Here is a 14,805-nt window from a genome sequence, read left to right on the forward strand (position 1 = left end):
AAGGAGGGCGAATCTTTGATGAGTCGTGCCAATAAAGATTTGCAGAGCATTAAGAAAAACAAGAAACTCGTGAAATCATTTTTCCAAGAGGCGGCTGTATCCTTTGCTGCCACCTAGGTAGTATCTCTCCGCCTATTTTGTCACTGACCGCAGCGCCATGCGGGTGGAACTGGAAAACGCCTACGTACTGCTCTACGACAGGAAGATCGGCAATATCCACGAGTGCCTGCCGCTACTCGACCAGGTGGCCAAGACCGGCAAGCCGCTGCTGTTCGTCGCCGAGGATATCGAGGGCGATGCGCTGGCAACGCTGGTGGTCAACGCCATCCGCGGCACCATGCACGCGGCCGCGGTCAAGGCGCCGGGCTTTGGCGACCGCCGCAAGGCGATGCTGGAGGATATCGCGGTGATGACCGGCGGCAAGGTGATTACCGAAGAGCTGGGCCTGACCCTGGAAAATGCGACCCTCGAGGATCTGGGTCGCGCGCGCAAAATTATTGTGACCAGGGACGACACCACCATTATCGGCGGCGCCGGTTCCCAAGAGGAAATCGACTCACAAATGGAAAAAATCCGGGGGCAGATAGACCGCACCACCTCGGACTACGACAAGGAAAAACTGCGCGAGCGCCTGGCCAAGCTGTCCGGTGGCGTGGCGCTGATCAAGATCGGTGCCGCGACCGAAATAGAGATGAAGGAGAAAAAGGACCGGGTGGACGACGCCCTCAACGCCACCCGCGCGGCGGTGGAGGAGGGTGTGGTGCCCGGTGGAGGCGTGGCGCTGATTCGAGTACTGCAGGCGCTGAAGAAGAGCAAACTCAAGGGTGCCAACCACGACCAGGACGTGGGCATAGGCCTAGCCATCGGCGCCCTGGAGCGGCCGCTGCGGGAGATCGTCAACAATGCCGGCGAGGACGCCTCCGTCATTATCAACGACATCAAGAAGCGCAAGGGCAACTTCGGCTACAACGCGCAGACGGAAGAATACGGCGACCTGATCGAAATGGGCATCATAGATCCCACCAAGGTCGCCCGCTCCGCATTGCAGAACGCCGCCTCCATCGCCGGCCTGATGATCACCACCGCGGCGATGATTGCGATTGTGCCGGAGGCGGAGGAGAGGATGCCGCCGATGGAGGGTGGAATCTAGACGTGGGATGCCCGGATCCTGTCGTCGTTCCGGCGCAGGCCGGAATCCAGGTGCCACTGATCGGGATACCGGTACCGGATCAAGGCCGGCACAGTCTCTGCGCGGGTATGACAAGGAAATAAACTACATCAGGTACCCTAAAGCCTACGCAGTAGTGAGATCGAGCGTATAGATCACCTGCGAGTGGTCCTCCGGATCGGTCCGGCAATCCCAGCCCATTTCCCGCGCCACCTGGCGCAGTTTGGCGTTCGCCGCCGAGTCGATCGAATAGAGGTGGTCTATACCGCGGGCGCGGGCCGACTCGACCAGGCGGTTGAGCAGCAGTGTACCGAGGCCCTGCATCTGCCAGTCGTCGGCGACCACCACCGCGCACTCGGCGGCCTTTCCGGCGGGTTCCAGGGCGTAGCGGGATACACCGATTTCCTTTTCCCCGCCATCCTGCTCAACGGTCGCGACAAACGCCTCCCGCTGGTCGTGGTCTATATCGGTCAGCCGCTCCAGCAACTGCTGGCTGGGTTTGCCGACGCCCCCGAGAAAGCGGAAGTGACGGGATTCCGGCGACAGGTTGGTGATGAATTCCCGCTCCAGCTCGATATCATCTCTGTTCAACGGGCGGATTTTCACCACCTGGCCGTTGCGCAGTTTTTCCGTCACGGTCCTCGATAGCGCTTCGTGGTGTTGTTCGTTCGACATTGTTTACCGGTCTCCTCCCGCCATTCACGGCGGGTTTGTGCCTGTCAGTGCGGTTAAAGACCTGCCCGAGTGGCGGTCAGGTCGAGGCTGTATATCACCTGGGTGTGGTCATTCGGGTCCAAGTGACAGTCCCACCCGTATCTCCGAGCAACCTCGTTCAACTTGTAGTTGTCCGCCGCATCTATCGAGTAGAGACGTTCAATGCCGCGGGCGCGGGCCGTCTCTATCAGGCGGTTGACCAACAGGAGGCCGAGGCCCTGCTTCTGCCAGTCGTCGCCGACCACCGCGGCGCACTCGGCGGCTTTGCCATCCGGGTCGAGCACATAGCGACACTGGCCTATTTCCTTTTCGCCGCCGTCCTGTTGTATGGTGGCGATAAATGCCTCCCGCAGCTGATGATCGATATCCGTCAGCTGTTCCAGCATTTTCTGGCTCGGCTTGCCGATACCACAGTGAAAGCGAAAGCGCCGGGCATCCAGTGACAGATTGGTGATAAATTCCCGCTCCAGCTCGATATCGTCCCGGTCCATCGGGCGGATTTGCACCACCTGGCCGTTGTGCAGCTTTTCCGTCACGGTTCTCGATAGTGCCTCGTGGTGTTGCTCGTTCGACATTGTCACCTGTCTCCTCTCAAGCCGGACCGCCGGTCTCTACAATCTCCCTCAATAATAGGTCTGTGTCGTTGCTCCTGGCCAACCGGACAGATTTATTGACGCGCAGGATTGAGCCGGGTGGGCACCCAAACAATGCAAGAGTTCGTACTGCAGGCAGATGACCTGGATTTACTGATCCAGGCGATTCGCGGGTCAGGCTACCAGCTGTTGGGGCCGGCGCTGCGGGACAGGGCCATCGTCTACGATGAGATAAATTCCGCCGCCGACCTGCCCAGGGGCTGGCGCGACGAACAGGAAAAGGGCTACTACCGGGTCGTGCCCCGCGACGACGGCGCCTATTTCGGCTACGCCGCCAGTCCCCATTCGTGGAAGAAGTTCCTGCAACTGCCGCGGCGTCCTGTATGGAGGGCAAAAAAGAATAACCGCGGGATTGCATTTACCGAAATCGTCGAGGAGGCGCCATCGCTGGCGTTTCTCGGCGTGCGCAGCTGTGAACTGCACGCCATCGCCATCCAGGACCGCGTGTTTGTCGACGACCGCTACCGCAACGACAGCTATGCGCAAAGGCGCGAGAAACTCTTTATCGTCGCGGTCAACTGCACCTACGCCGCGGCCACCTGCTTCTGTACCTCGATGAACACCGGGCCCGAAGTGACCCTGCCCAACGACCTGGCGATGACCGAGGTAATCGATGGCGAAGAGCACTATTTCCTGATCGGCAGCGGTTCCTACCGCGGCGGGCAGATACTGCAGCAGCTGCCGGTGACGCCCGCGGGCAGCAACCACCTGGAGCTGGCGCAGGGCGCCGTGCAGGGGGCGGTGCGGCAGATGGAAGAGGGACCGCGCCGTTTCGACAGCTCGGACCTGAAGGAACTGCTATACCGCAACTACGAGAGCCCCTCCTGGGACCAGGTGGCGGAGCGCTGCCTGTCCTGCGCCAACTGCACCATGGCCTGTCCCACCTGTTTCTGTTCCACGGTGGAGGACACCACCGACCTGAGTGGCGACCACGCCGAGCGCTGGGAGCGCTGGGACTCCTGTTTTACCGCAGACTTCAGCTATGTCAGCGGCGGCCCGGTGCGCCCGGATACCCGCTCCCGCTACCGCCAGTGGATGACCCACAAGCTGGCCACCTGGTACGACCAGTTCGGCAGCTCCGGTTGCGTCGGCTGCGGCCGCTGTATCGCCTGGTGCCCGGTGGGTATCGATCTCACCGAGGAGGTGCGACGCATCCGCGAACTGGAGCAACCGGACCTTGAAAAGACACCCTTGGAAAAACCATGAAGACCATTGCCGACCTGCTGCGCGACCACCCCTTCTTCCGCGACCTGGCCGAGGCGGACCTGGAATTTATCGGCGGCTGCGGTGAGATCTCCATTTACCCTGCCGGGGACTATCTCGCGCGGGAGAATGAATCGGCGGACCACTTCTTCGTGATCCGCAAGGGGCGCGTTGCGGTGGAAACCTTCCTGCCCGACCGCGGCCCCCTGTGCCTGCAGACACTGCACGACGGCGATGTATTCGGCTGGTCCTGGCTGTTCCCGCCCTACCTGTGGACCTTCGATGCGCGCGCCCTGGATGAGGTGCACGCGATACGCCTGGGCGGCAAATGCCTGCGGGAAAAATGCGAGGTGGAACCCAGGCTCGGGTTTCAACTGATGAAGCGCTTTGCCCGCATCGCTACCGAGCGGCTGCAGGCGGCGCGGATTCAGCTGCTGGACGTCTATGGCCAGCGCCCGCCGCCGATGGGTGACAGGCAGTGATACCACAGCTTTACCGTATCGAACGCCGGACGGAAGAATATCCCGGCACCTTTACCCTGCAGTTGTCCGCGGAGCGGGGGCCTGCCGTGCGCCAATCCCGGGCTTGGTCCCCAGGCCAGTTCAATATGCTCTACGCCTTCGGCGCCGGCGAGGTGCCCATCTCGATGAGCGGCCCCGTATCGCCGGACGGCGCCCTGGTGCACACCATCCGCACCCAGGGGCTGGTGACCCGGGCGCTGGAACGCCTGCAGGAGGGCGAGCAGATCGGTGTGCGCGGCCCCTTCGGCAGCGGCTGGCCGCTGGACAGGGCAAAGGGCCGGGATCTGCTGGTCATCGCCGGGGGGCTGGGGCTGGCGCCGCTGCGCCCGGTGATCTACAGCCTGCAGCAGAAAAGGCGGCGCACCCGGCGCCTGCGCCTTTTCTACGGCGCCCGCCGACCGGAGGAAAGGCTCTACCCGTCGGAACTGGCGCAGTGGGGGCAGGGGATGGAAGTGGTGCAGTCGGTGGACCACGCCGACACCGGCTGGCCGGGGCATATCGGCGTGGTCACCGGTCCGCTGGCGGCGGCACAGATAGAGGCGGAAAAGACGGTGGCCTTCCTCTGCGGGCCGGAGATCATGATGCGTTTCTGTATCCAGGCATTGCGCAGGCAGGGCCTGCCGGAATCCGCGATCTACCTGTCGATGGAGCGCAACATGAAGTGCGCCACCGGCCACTGCGGCCACTGTCAGTGGGGCCCGAATTTTATCTGCAAGGACGGCCCGGTGTTTTGCTACAAGGATATCCAGTCATGGTTCCAGATCCGCGCCCTGTGAATGACGCGCCGGAAAAACCCAAGCTGGCGGTGTGGAAATTCGCCTCCTGCGACGGCTGCCAGCTCAGCCTGCTGGACTGCGAGGACGAGCTGCTGCAGCTGGCGGACAAAATGGACATCGCCTATTTCATGGAGGCCTCCAGTGCTCCGGTGGAGGGGCCCTACGACCTGTCACTGGTGGAGGGCTCCATCACCACCGCCGAGGACGAAAAGCGCATTCGCGCCGTGCGCGCCGACTCCCGCGCCCTGGTCACCATCGGCGCCTGCGCCACCGCCGGCGGCATACAGGCGCTGCGCAATTTTGCCGATGTGGAGGAATTCACCTCCGCGGTCTACGCCCAACCGGAATACATCGCCACTCTGAAGACGTCGACACCGATCAGTGCCCATGTACCGGTGGACTTCGAACTGCAGGGCTGCCCGATCAACAAAAAGCAACTGCTGGAGGTGATCAGCGCCTTCCTGTACCGGCGCCCGCCGCAGGTGCCGCCGCACTCGGTGTGCATCGAGTGCAAGATCCGCGGCAACGTCTGCGTCTGGGTTGCCCACGGCACTCCCTGCATGGGTCCCGTCACCCACGCCGGCTGTGGCGCCCTCTGCCCCAGCTACAACCGCGGTTGTTACGCCTGCTACGGCCCCAAGGAGAATCCCAATATCCGGTCCCTCGGCCACTGGTGGAAGGAGGAACTGGGCGCGGACAGGGCCACCCTTATCGAGAACCTGCGCAACGTCAACGCCGCTGCGCCGGCCTTTGACGCGGCGAGCCGCCGCGAGGAGGAACCGGGTGGCGAAGAGTAAAACCATCAGGGTCGACTACCTGGCGCGGGTGGAGGGGGAGGGCGCGCTGTATATCCGCTACGACGACGGCGGCGTGCACGAGGTGAAGCTGAAAATCTTCGAACCGCCGCGCTTCTTCGAGGCCTTTCTGCGCGGGCGCGGCTACCTGGAAGCGCCGGATATCACCGCGCGTATCTGCGGCATCTGCCCGGTGGCCTACCAGATGAGTGCCCTGCACGCGATGGAGGATGCCCTGGGCCTGGTGCCGACATCGGAACTGCGCGCGCTGCGGCGGCTGATCTACTGCGGCGAGTGGATCGAGAGCCACACGCTGCATATCGCCATGCTGCACGCGCCGGATTTCCTCGGCTACCCGAGCGCGGTGGCCATGGCCAAGGACCACCCGCAGATAGTGCAAAATGGACTGCAGATCAAGAAAGCCGGCAACGAGATCGTGCGCCTGCTGGGCGGCCGGGAGATTCACCCGATCAATGTGCGCGTGGGCGGTTTCTACCGCGTGCCGACAGCCGGCGAACTGCAACCCTTGCGGGAACGGCTGCTGGAGGCCCGCGATATGGCCGCGGAGATGGTGCGCTGGGCGGCATCGCTGCCGTTTCCGAAATTTGAGCGCGCGGCGGAGGACCAGTACGAATTTGTCGCACTGTCGAATCCCCACGAATATCCGATGAATAAAGGGCGCATCGCCTCCACCCGCGGCCTGGACATTCCCGTCAGTGAGTACGACTCCCACTTCCGCGAGGAGCAGGTCGAGTACACCAATGCACTGCACAGCAGGCTGGTGGAGCGCGGAGCCTATTTCGTCGGCCCCATGGCGCGCTACAACCTGAACTACGACCGCCTGTCACCGCTGGTGCGGCAGGTCGCAGAGGATATCGGTTTCGCGCCCTTCTGCGCCAATCCGTTCCAGAGCATCGTGGTGCGCAGCCTGGAAGTGCTCTACGCCTTTGACGAGGCGCTGCGGATCATCGACGGTTACCGGCAGCCGGAGCAGCCCTACCTGAATACAGAACCGCGCGTCTCCACCGGCTGCGCCGCCACCGAGGCTCCCCGCGGGCTGCTCTACCACCGCTACAGTATCGACGAGCGGGGCAAGATCACCGATGCCAAGATAGTACCGCCCACTTCCCAGAACCAGAAAACCATCGAGGACGACCTGCGCCTGATGCTGCCGAAATTCCTGCACCTGCCGGAGGACAGACTGCAGGCCCAGTGCGAACAGGCGGTTCGCAACTACGACCCCTGTATCTCCTGTTCCACCCATTTTCTCAAGCTGCATCTGGAGCGGGAAGGAAAGTGATGCGTTGGGCGATCATCAGTCTCGGCAACCGCTTCCGCGGCGACGACAGCGTCGGCCCCTACCTGCTGCACAGGCTTCGTGAAAAGATGGGTGACACCGCGGACTGCATCGAGAACGGCGGCGATATGACCCTGCTGCTGGAAGACTGGAAGGAACGGCGAGTTTTCCTGATTGATGCAGTAAGGGCAGAAGGCCGGCAGGCCGGCGACATCATCCGCCTGGACGGGCTGGCGGAGGCGATGCCCGGCAACGCGTGCACGACATCCAGCCACGGCCTCAACCTGGCGGAGGCGATTGAAGTGGGGCGGATTATGGATGCGCTGCCGCGGCGGCTGGATATCTACGGGATCTGTGGCGAGAACTTCACTGTCGGCGCGGCCCTGTCGCCAGCGGTGGAGGCAGCCGCGGCCAAGGTGGAACAGGAAATCCTGGAATACTTCGCGATGCAGCCAGGAGCCTCGCGAGGATCTGGCAGTAACAACGGATAAAATCCGATATCGCCGGGAGCACTAAGACTCCGTCAGGTTTTCGCCCGAATGATTCAGGTTCGCCCGCAAAGCCCTGCCGAGACAACTAAAGTATTCTGTAAATGCCGCATTGATACGCCGGCGATGCTCGCCCGTCGGGTAGAGCCCCATGCGAGCCTCTTCCGTGGCCTTGGTTCCGGATACCAGGAAATTGTTGCTGATACTGGAATCCTGGACGAAGGCCTCAAATGCCCGCGCGCACAGCTCCACCGGTTCGCTGTAATACACACAGCCATTTGCCCGATCGACCTGGCTGGATATCCGGAACAATTCACTGGGGTTTTCCCCGCCCTCGTCCAACATGATGCACCTGAAACAGGTGAAGAGACGGTCATTGAGCGGGTGGGGCACCGGGGTGGCGTCCCGCAGCCAGGCCCCCGAGGCGTACATACTCCCGGGAGCATCGCTGAAGGCTTTATCGGCGAGGTAGTGGTCGAGTGCGTGAAACCACTCGTGGGCAATCGATCCGGGGCCGGCATTTTTCGCCAGCGAGAAACTCCTCGTCGCGGGTTGGTAGAAGGCCGATATCCCGGGGCGCCCGCCAATGCCGTATTGAAAAGACAGCGTCTCCCGCAGCGAGATCAGCAGTTCGGGCCCCTGCAGTATCGACATCAAATCGGTGAGGGCATCATAAAAAAGGCCGGCAGCGCGGTCGCGCTCTTCCTTGGTGACCCAGCGACCGATACTGATGGACCTGAAACCGAATCGTCTTCTGACATCCGCGAAGGTGACCGGATGCCTAGTCCGTCGATCGGGTCCGCGGCGATAGAACTGTCGGGATAACACAAGGACACCTCCAAAAATCGGCTTTGTAGGGTACGCCGTGCGCACCGATAGCGGCGAAGCCCGACCGGAACTCGCTGGTGCGCAGGGCGCACCCTACGCAGGCACGGATACTTCCGATCCCCAGAAGCGGCTGAGTTCGCCCGACAGCGCCTCACCGCTGCCGCAGGTCCGTAGCTGCCAGTGGTCCGGGTACAGGGCCCGGTAAAAGGGATCGGCGAAGCGGCAGTCGGCCAGGATCAACACGCCCCGGTCCGACTCGGTACGAATCACCCGCCCGGCGGTCTGCAGCACCCGGGTCATGCCCGGGTAGCGGTAGGCGATATCGAACCCGCTGCCCGCCAGTTGGCCGCCGGCCGTGTCACAGGCCTCGCGCAGCAACTCCTGCTCCTCGTTGACCTGCGGCAGACCCACACCCACCACGATGGTGCCCACCAGCCGTTCGCCCACGTAATCCACCCCCTCGCCGAAGACGCCACCCATAATGGCGAAGCCCAGGCTCCGGCGGCCCTCACTGAAGCACTCCAGGAACGCCGCCCGCTCGCGCTCGCCGGCTCCCGGCTGTTGCTGCACCAGGTCGAGTCCCGGAAACCGCTCGGCAAAGCGCTCCGCCACCTGCTGCAGGAAGTGATAGGAGGGGAAGAACACCAGATAGTTGCCCGGGCGGCTGTGATAGACCCGGGCCACCATCTCCACCAGGGCATCGGTGGCCCGATACCGGGCCCGGTAGCGGGTATCCACATAGGGACAGAGGTAAACCCCCAGCTGTTCGGGCTGGAACGGCGATGGCAACATCAGGAAGGGTGATTGTGCCTGTAAACCCAACTGCTGATAGATATAGGCGGCGGGCCGCAGCGTGGCGGAAAATGCAATCACGGCGTGGAACTGCCGGTAACACTGCTGCAGATAATCGGCGGCGTCCAGGCACAGCAGTTTCAGCTGCTGCTCCTGCCAGCGCGAGTCCCGGTTTTCCACCCGGGTCAGGCAGCGGTGCTGTCCTGCCGCCAGTTCTTCAATACACAGGTAGCGGTAGAGCGCTTTCAGCCAGTCGCCGATCGCTTCCGGTGGCGACTGGGACTGCTCCCACAGCTGGGTGACCACCGCCATCACCTTGTGGGCTGCGCGGGTAATGGCGGCCGGCCTGATTTCGGTTTTGGCCAGGGATGTCACCCAGAGTTCGCTATCCCGGCTGGCAGAGGCTCCCAGTTGTCGCCGCTCCGCTACCCATTTGTCCAGGGACTTCACCAGCGATTGGATACTCCGGCGCAGCGCCGGGTGGCTGCCTTTACAGGCCGCTGCGGCTCGGCGACTGTCACTGCGCGTCAGGATTGCGCTGTACATGGCCCGCGCGCGGTCGCCCAGGTTGTGGGCCTCGTCCACCAGCAGGGCCCGCCGCCGGCGTTGGTCGTGCAGGGCACTCATATGGACCAGCGGATCGAACACATAGTTGAAGTCACACACCACCAGGTCGACCCAGGGCAGCATCTGCAGTGACAACTCGAACGGGCACAGCTGGAAGTCATCCGCCACCCGCGCCACCACCGCCGGTGTCAACAGGGGGGCGCCCAGCAGCTGCCGCCGCGCCTTGGGCAGGCGGTCGAAAAAACCGCGGGTGCGCGGGCAGATGCCCTCGGCATCCCGGCTGCACAGTCCCAGGCGACAGGCACAGGTCTTGTCACGGGCCTGTATTTCCAGCAGCGACAGTTTCAGTCCCCTGTCGTGCAGCCGCGCTGCGGTTTCCCGCACCACCTGGCGGCCGGAGTTTTTGGCGGTCAGGTATATGAGCTGGTCCAGCTGTTCCTCCCCCAATGCCTTGATGGCAGGGAACAGGGTGCTGACCGTTTTGCCAATGCCGGTGGGGGCTTCCACCACCAGTTCGCCGCCGTCGCGCAGGCAGCGATAGGCCGCCACCGCCAGCTGCCGCTGGCCGGGGCGGTAGGCGGGGAAGGGAAACGCCAGCGCGTGGGCGGACTCGCGCAGCTGCCCGCGATGCCGCTGCCAGCTTCGATGCCACTGCAGATATTCCGTCAGAGCGGTGCGCGCAAAGGCTTCCAGTTCAGGCCAGTTGAACTCGCGCAGTTCCGGGTAGGACTTTTTTTCTTTGAGGTTGTGCCACACCATCTGTAGTGCCAGACGCTCATCGACAGCGGCCGACTCCGCCCGCTGTTGCAGGAGATAACAGAAGCCGTAGATTCTCAGCTGCGCCCAGTGCAGCTGGCGCACCGACTCCGGCAGTTTCTCGGGAGGGCAGTAGGTGGTCTTGATTTCGTCCAGCTGCGCCGGCCGGTGCAGGTCCGTTTGCGGGTGCAGGATGTCCACGCGGCCGCTGAGGATCGCGGATTGGTGCTGCCCCTGTACTTGGCCCTGCCACTGCACTTCGAGCCTGTACTCGGCCTCGCTGCCGGCAGGGCGCTGCTTTTGCAGTTTCTGGTGCGCGCGGATTCCCTCCTGGGCCGAGGGCCCGGAGACGGCATCGCCGACAAGGTCGCCGCGGCGGCAGGCAAAGGCCACCAGCTCTCCCACCGACAGCTGCAGGGGCGGGGAGCTGCTCTCGGTCGTTTTTACCTCACTCAAGGCTGTTGTCATTCCGCTCAAGGCTGCTGCCACTCCACATGCAGGACCCGGTGGGGGATTCCGTGGCGGGCAAAAAACGCCAGCCAGCGCTGTTGGTTCTGCTGCAGGCGGTCGCCGGGTCCCTTCACCTCCACCAGTTCGTAGCCGCCCGCCGCCGGAAACCGGATCAGGTCCGGCAGGCCGTTGCGGTGATGGACGATATCGCTCAGCAGGCGGCGGAACAGCTGCCGCCAGTGGTCGGCAGGTATGCGCTCAAGCGCCAGTTCCAGCAGTGCTTCCGGCAGGGCCTCCCAGGCCACCAGCGGATTGGCGATGTCCCGTTTTTGGCGATAGTGCTGCCACACCCGCCACGGCAGGTTGTCGCTGTCGAGTTCAGCCAGGCGCTGTTCGAACGCGGCCCGGCGCAGGGGATAAAAATCGGGGCTGCGGAAATCGCTGGGTGCCGCCTGGAACGGATTGAAGAAAGCTCCGGGCACCGGGGCGAAGATTATGTCCCAGACATAGAGCCCCAGAATCCCGTTAAACAGGCTGTTTTCCACGTAAAAGCATCGGTCCGTTTCCGGGCCGGGCGAAGCCTGTTCCAGGTACGTCGCCGACAGCTGTTCCACGCGTTCGGGGGCCCGTGGCAGCACCACAGTTTCCGTCGGCGGCCGGTAGCGGGCCGGTGCTTCCCAGCCCGCCAGGCGCCGCGCTTTCTTCGCAGTGCGGTAACCGAAACTCTCCGCAAAAACCTGCTCGGCTTCGTTGTGGGGCGCCGCCAGTATGGTTCGGCACAGGGTCAGGCCCGTGTCTATATCGCCGCGCTTGACGGCGATACGCGCCCGGCGCTCCCGGGCCGGAGGCCGGGTACAGCGCCGGTACAACTGGTCGGCGGCCTCCAGCTTCTCCAACCGCTCCAGTTGCCGGGCCAGTGTCAGGCGCAGGCGATCGACGCGCCGGTGCAGGGTGGCATCGCCGTCAAACGCATCGGGCAACTGCCCGGCCAGTGCAAGAATGACTTCCTGTCCGGCCTCCAGTGCCCCTTCCAACTGCGCCAGGCAGTTGTAATAGCACAGGTGCCGGTCAATTTGCGCGCGGCTCTGGAACGGCAGGTGCTGTTGATCCAGTGGGTATTCCTCGTAGCGGTACAAGCCCAGGTCCCGCAGCACATAGTCGGTCAGGTCCTGGTTCAGGTTGCCGAAAAAGCACAGCTTGAAGGTCTCGAAGTGCTCAGCCCCCTGCACCGCCAGCAGGGATTCAGTGGCCAGCAGAGCGTCGAGCAGCAGCGCCGGTTCCGCGTTTTCCTCCAGCAGGGCCTGCTCCAGCGCCTGGCGTTTCAGCGTCCGGGGCAGGGGAGTGGGGCTGGAGGCCAGCAACTCCGCCTTGGTGAACAGCGGCAGGTACTCCTCCAGCGGCAAGACCGGGTTGTGTCGCAACAAGCCGGCCCCGGTCAACCGGTCAGCGGCCCGGGGCAGATCGTCGATCTCGGCGTAAGCCAGCTTGCCCTGGCGAAACAGGGCACCGGCTGAGGAAGGCACCCCCTTGCGCGACAACAGCCGGACATACAGCCGCTGGCTGTCGAGGTCCAGTGCCCGGAAAGCGGCGTAGAACCGCCGCTCCCCGTCCGAGAGCAATGCCTCATAACGGGCCATCACAAACTCCACCAGGGTGTGGAAGTTGGTCAGGTAATAATCCGGTGCCAGTTCAATGGGGGCGGCCATGTTCTACTGCTATTGATCGCGGTTGATTTGCAGGGCTTGTTGCGAAAGCGCTTCTTTGTGGTGGTTTTTTGAGCAGCGCGGCGGGGAGCTCTCCCGCCGCTTGAGAGCTGTATGGTTATACAGCATGTTTCGGGAATGAACAAACCGTGGGACGACTGCCCGGCCATGTCAGGTGCGTATGGCTGGCTCTGGCTGCACAGCCCGCCCCGACTGTGACTCTCTATGGCCATCTGGGTCAGCGCCAGTTCCTGTTGCTGATCTATAGTTTCCTGTCGACATCCTCCTGGATTAAACGTGTATGTCTTCTTGAGGCGGCACTAGGTTCAACAACGGCACCACTGAGCCGAAGGTGATTGGGATGACATTGAGCCGCAGGAAATTTTTGGCCTCGCTGGGGGCGGGGGCAGCGATCGGCAGCCTTCAGGGGCTTGTCGGGTGCGCTGAGTCAACCGATGCCAAGCGGACAACAGAAAAACATTCTGACGAATGGGAGAAGATACGAGCGAACTTTCGGCTGTCTCCCGATTACATACACCTCGCCGGCCTGTTGATCGCTTCTCATCCCGCCCCCGTAAGCAAGTCGATCCAGAAGTACAGGGAAGCACTGGATGAAAACCCGGCGGTATATCTGCTGGATAACAACGCGGAACTCCAACGACAAGTGCGGCGAAGTGCCGCCAAATACATGGGAGTGGAAGACGATGACGTTGCGCTGACCGACAGCACCACCATGGGGTTGGCCCTTGTCTACAACGGAGTGGCAATCCGCAAAGACCAGGAAATGCTGACCACGGACAACGATTACTACGCTACCCGTGAATCCCTGCGTTACAAGGCCGCCCGCTCGGGGGCTTCCGTACGTGAGATTCCCCTCTACCACGGAATTGAACCTGTCTCTGAAAGTAAAATTGTGGACAGGTTGGTTTCAGAGGTTCGCCCCAACACGCGCGTGATCGCAGTTACCTGGGTCCACTCGAGTACGGGACTGAAGTTTCCTGTCCGCGGTGTTGCCGATGCCGTCGCAGAAATCAATTCCAACCGCGACGAAGATGACCGGGCACTGCTCTGTGTCGACGGGGTGCACGGTTTTGGTGTTGAAGACGTCGATGTCAGTGCCCTGGGCTGCGATTTTTTTATGGCCGGAACGCACAAGTGGATCTGTGGTCCCCGTGGGACCGGGATTATCTGGGGAAACCCCCGCTCGCAGGGCGCCGTGTCACCGACCATCCCCACTTTTACTCGCGGTGACGCGTGGGGAGACGCCATGTCTCCCGGTGGATATAAAGCCTTTGAGCATCTCTGGGCGCTGGGGCAGGCATTTGAATTCCACCGGAAGATCGGCAGGGCCCGTGTCGCCAAGCGCATCCACTCCCTGAATCGACAGTTCAAGGAGGGAATGGCCGAAATGTCTCATATAAAACTGCATACCCCCATGGAGGAAAATCTCTCCGCGGGCATGATTTGCTTTGAAGTCGATGGGATGTCACCCGAGCGGGTCGTGAGTCATTTGTTGGAACGCAACATCGTCGCCAGTACCACCCCCTACAACCCTTCCTACGCGCGTATCGCGCCGGGACTCATCAATTCCACGTCAGAAGTCGAGCCCGTTTTGCAGGCCCTCAGTAAATTGGGGAAATAGACCAGGCGGCGTGACGAGCGGGGGAGAGGAGCACCGTATATGAAAAGCGGTGCTCCCTACCCGGATCAGGCATTCTTTTCCTCGAAGGGCTGCAACTGGCCCTTACCGGTGGGCGAGGTGGGGGAGGGCATATTCTCACAGGTGCCCTTGGGGACGTATTTCCAGGCGTTGCCCTGGTAGTCCCTCGTGGAGGTGCCAGCGCAGGTTGTGCCCGGGCCGGCGGCGCAATCGTTCTGGCCCTTCATGGCGACACCGTAGCATTTCTCCATGTTTTCCTTGTCTTTCATGTCCATGTCTTTGGCCATATCCTTGTCGCCCTCTTTTCGGGCACAGCCTGATACGGCGGCGATCGCTACGGCGGCGCTCAAAGCGAGGGCCAGGGAGGAGGAAGTCAGCTTGCTGTTCATTGTCGCGTTCCTGTTCAAGATGGACGGGGGGATCATCGGCAGCCCG

General features: G+C 62.6%; 13 protein-coding genes and 1 pseudogene. 8 read left to right on the forward strand and 6 right to left on the reverse strand.

The annotated features are described in order from the left end of the window. Positions 1 to 133: 133 nt before the first annotated feature. Positions 134 to 1,150 (forward strand): annotated as a pseudogene (groEL, locus tag AC6R19_RS07595) (chaperonin GroEL); the annotation flags it as partial. Positions 1,151 to 1,294: 144 nt separating this feature from the next. On the opposite strand, the gene AC6R19_RS07600 reads toward groEL, so the two are convergent. Together AC6R19_RS07600 and AC6R19_RS07605 are read right to left on the reverse strand one after the other, a co-directional pair. Continuing rightward, a complete protein-coding gene (locus AC6R19_RS07600; protein WP_500579195.1) occupies positions 1,295 to 1,843 on the reverse strand; it encodes a GNAT family N-acetyltransferase in 549 nt (182 codons plus the stop codon). A gap of 53 nt (positions 1,844 to 1,896) precedes the next feature. Next, positions 1,897 to 2,457 carry a GNAT family N-acetyltransferase gene (locus AC6R19_RS07605; protein WP_500579196.1) on the reverse strand — a complete coding sequence of 187 codons (561 nt, stop codon included), beginning with the start codon at positions 2,455 to 2,457 and terminating at the stop codon, positions 1,897 to 1,899. Between the two features lie 132 nt (positions 2,458 to 2,589). On the opposite strand from AC6R19_RS07605, the gene AC6R19_RS07610 reads away from it, so the two are divergent. Genes AC6R19_RS07610 through AC6R19_RS07635 form a run of 6 tightly spaced genes read left to right on the forward strand, consistent with a single transcriptional unit; the run spans position 2,590 to position 7,617 of the window. Beyond that, on the forward strand, positions 2,590 to 3,741 hold the full coding sequence (locus tag AC6R19_RS07610; RefSeq protein ID WP_500579197.1) for a 4Fe-4S dicluster domain-containing protein: 1,152 nt from the start codon (positions 2,590 to 2,592) through the stop codon (positions 3,739 to 3,741). Continuing rightward, positions 3,738 to 4,220 (forward strand): cyclic nucleotide-binding domain-containing protein, encoded by a 483-nt coding sequence (locus tag AC6R19_RS07615; RefSeq protein WP_500579198.1) that lies wholly within the window; start codon positions 3,738 to 3,740, stop codon positions 4,218 to 4,220. The genes AC6R19_RS07610 and AC6R19_RS07615 overlap by 4 nt, the downstream gene beginning before the upstream one ends. After that, positions 4,217 to 5,035 carry an FAD/NAD(P)-binding protein gene (locus tag AC6R19_RS07620; protein ID WP_500579199.1) on the forward strand — a complete coding sequence of 273 codons (819 nt, stop codon included), beginning with the start codon at positions 4,217 to 4,219 and terminating at the stop codon, positions 5,033 to 5,035. The genes AC6R19_RS07615 and AC6R19_RS07620 overlap by 4 nt, the downstream gene beginning before the upstream one ends. Next, positions 5,011 to 5,832 (forward strand): NADH-quinone oxidoreductase subunit B family protein, encoded by an 822-nt coding sequence (locus AC6R19_RS07625; protein WP_500579200.1) that lies wholly within the window; start codon positions 5,011 to 5,013, stop codon positions 5,830 to 5,832. The genes AC6R19_RS07620 and AC6R19_RS07625 overlap by 25 nt, the downstream gene beginning before the upstream one ends. Further along, positions 5,819 to 7,129: a Ni/Fe hydrogenase subunit alpha gene (locus AC6R19_RS07630; RefSeq protein WP_500579201.1), complete on the forward strand. Its 1,311-nt coding sequence runs from the start codon at positions 5,819 to 5,821 to the stop codon at positions 7,127 to 7,129. Before AC6R19_RS07625 ends, AC6R19_RS07630 begins: the two co-directional genes overlap by 14 nt. Continuing rightward, a complete protein-coding gene (locus AC6R19_RS07635) occupies positions 7,129 to 7,617 on the forward strand; it encodes a hydrogenase maturation protease (RefSeq protein WP_500579202.1) in 489 nt (162 codons plus the stop codon). The genes AC6R19_RS07630 and AC6R19_RS07635 overlap by 1 nt, the downstream gene beginning before the upstream one ends. A 21-nt stretch (positions 7,618 to 7,638) precedes the next feature. On the opposite strand, the gene AC6R19_RS07640 is transcribed toward AC6R19_RS07635, so the two are convergent. From AC6R19_RS07640 to AC6R19_RS07650, 3 genes are all read right to left on the reverse strand, one after another. Continuing rightward, positions 7,639 to 8,442, reverse strand: a complete 804-nt coding sequence (locus AC6R19_RS07640) for a CLCA_X family protein (RefSeq protein ID WP_500579203.1) — start codon at positions 8,440 to 8,442, stop codon at positions 7,639 to 7,641. A 93-nt stretch (positions 8,443 to 8,535) separates the two neighbouring features. Continuing rightward, entirely contained in the window at positions 8,536 to 11,013 is a 2,478-nt protein-coding gene (locus AC6R19_RS07645) for an ATP-dependent DNA helicase (protein ID WP_500579204.1), read from the reverse strand. 17 nt (positions 11,014 to 11,030) lie between these two features. Then, the gene (locus AC6R19_RS07650; protein ID WP_500579205.1) at positions 11,031 to 12,713 is read right to left on the reverse strand and encodes a VRR-NUC domain-containing protein; all 1,683 of its coding nucleotides are present in this window, start codon (positions 12,711 to 12,713) and stop codon (positions 11,031 to 11,033) included. Positions 12,714 to 13,071: 358 nt separating this feature from the next. Here AC6R19_RS07650 and AC6R19_RS07655 point away from each other — a divergent pair, with 358 nt between their 5' ends. Continuing rightward, on the forward strand, positions 13,072 to 14,352 hold the full coding sequence (locus AC6R19_RS07655) for an aminotransferase class V-fold PLP-dependent enzyme (protein WP_500579206.1): 1,281 nt from the start codon (positions 13,072 to 13,074) through the stop codon (positions 14,350 to 14,352). A 65-nt stretch (positions 14,353 to 14,417) separates the two neighbouring features. Here the strand turns inward: AC6R19_RS07655 and AC6R19_RS07660 are convergent, their stop codons facing one another. Beyond that, on the reverse strand, positions 14,418 to 14,759 hold the full coding sequence (locus AC6R19_RS07660; protein ID WP_500579207.1) for a BufA1 family periplasmic bufferin-type metallophore: 342 nt from the start codon (positions 14,757 to 14,759) through the stop codon (positions 14,418 to 14,420). Positions 14,760 to 14,805: the final 46 nt, after the last annotated feature.

Source organism: Microbulbifer sp. SE14 (assembly GCF_059834885.1).

Excerpts from the sequence above, each read along its gene's own strand:
- AC6R19_RS07605 (WP_500579196.1), bottom strand. The coding sequence starts at position 2,457 with ATGTCGAACGAGCAACACCACGAGGCACTATCGAGAACCGTGACGGAA.
- AC6R19_RS07625 (WP_500579200.1), top strand. The coding sequence starts at position 5,011 with ATGGTTCCAGATCCGCGCCCTGTGAATGACGCGCCGGAAAAACCCAAG.
- AC6R19_RS07660 (WP_500579207.1), bottom strand. The coding sequence starts at position 14,759 with ATGAACAGCAAGCTGACTTCCTCCTCCCTGGCCCTCGCTTTGAGCGCC.
- AC6R19_RS07635 (WP_500579202.1), top strand. The coding sequence starts at position 7,129 with ATGCGTTGGGCGATCATCAGTCTCGGCAACCGCTTCCGCGGCGACGAC.
- AC6R19_RS07650 (WP_500579205.1), bottom strand. The coding sequence starts at position 12,713 with ATGGCCGCCCCCATTGAACTGGCACCGGATTATTACCTGACCAACTTC.
- AC6R19_RS07610 (WP_500579197.1), top strand. The coding sequence starts at position 2,590 with ATGCAAGAGTTCGTACTGCAGGCAGATGACCTGGATTTACTGATCCAG.
- AC6R19_RS07600 (WP_500579195.1), bottom strand. The coding sequence starts at position 1,843 with ATGTCGAACGAACAACACCACGAAGCGCTATCGAGGACCGTGACGGAA.
- AC6R19_RS07615 (WP_500579198.1), top strand. The coding sequence starts at position 3,738 with ATGAAGACCATTGCCGACCTGCTGCGCGACCACCCCTTCTTCCGCGAC.
- AC6R19_RS07655 (WP_500579206.1), top strand. The coding sequence starts at position 13,072 with ATGACATTGAGCCGCAGGAAATTTTTGGCCTCGCTGGGGGCGGGGGCA.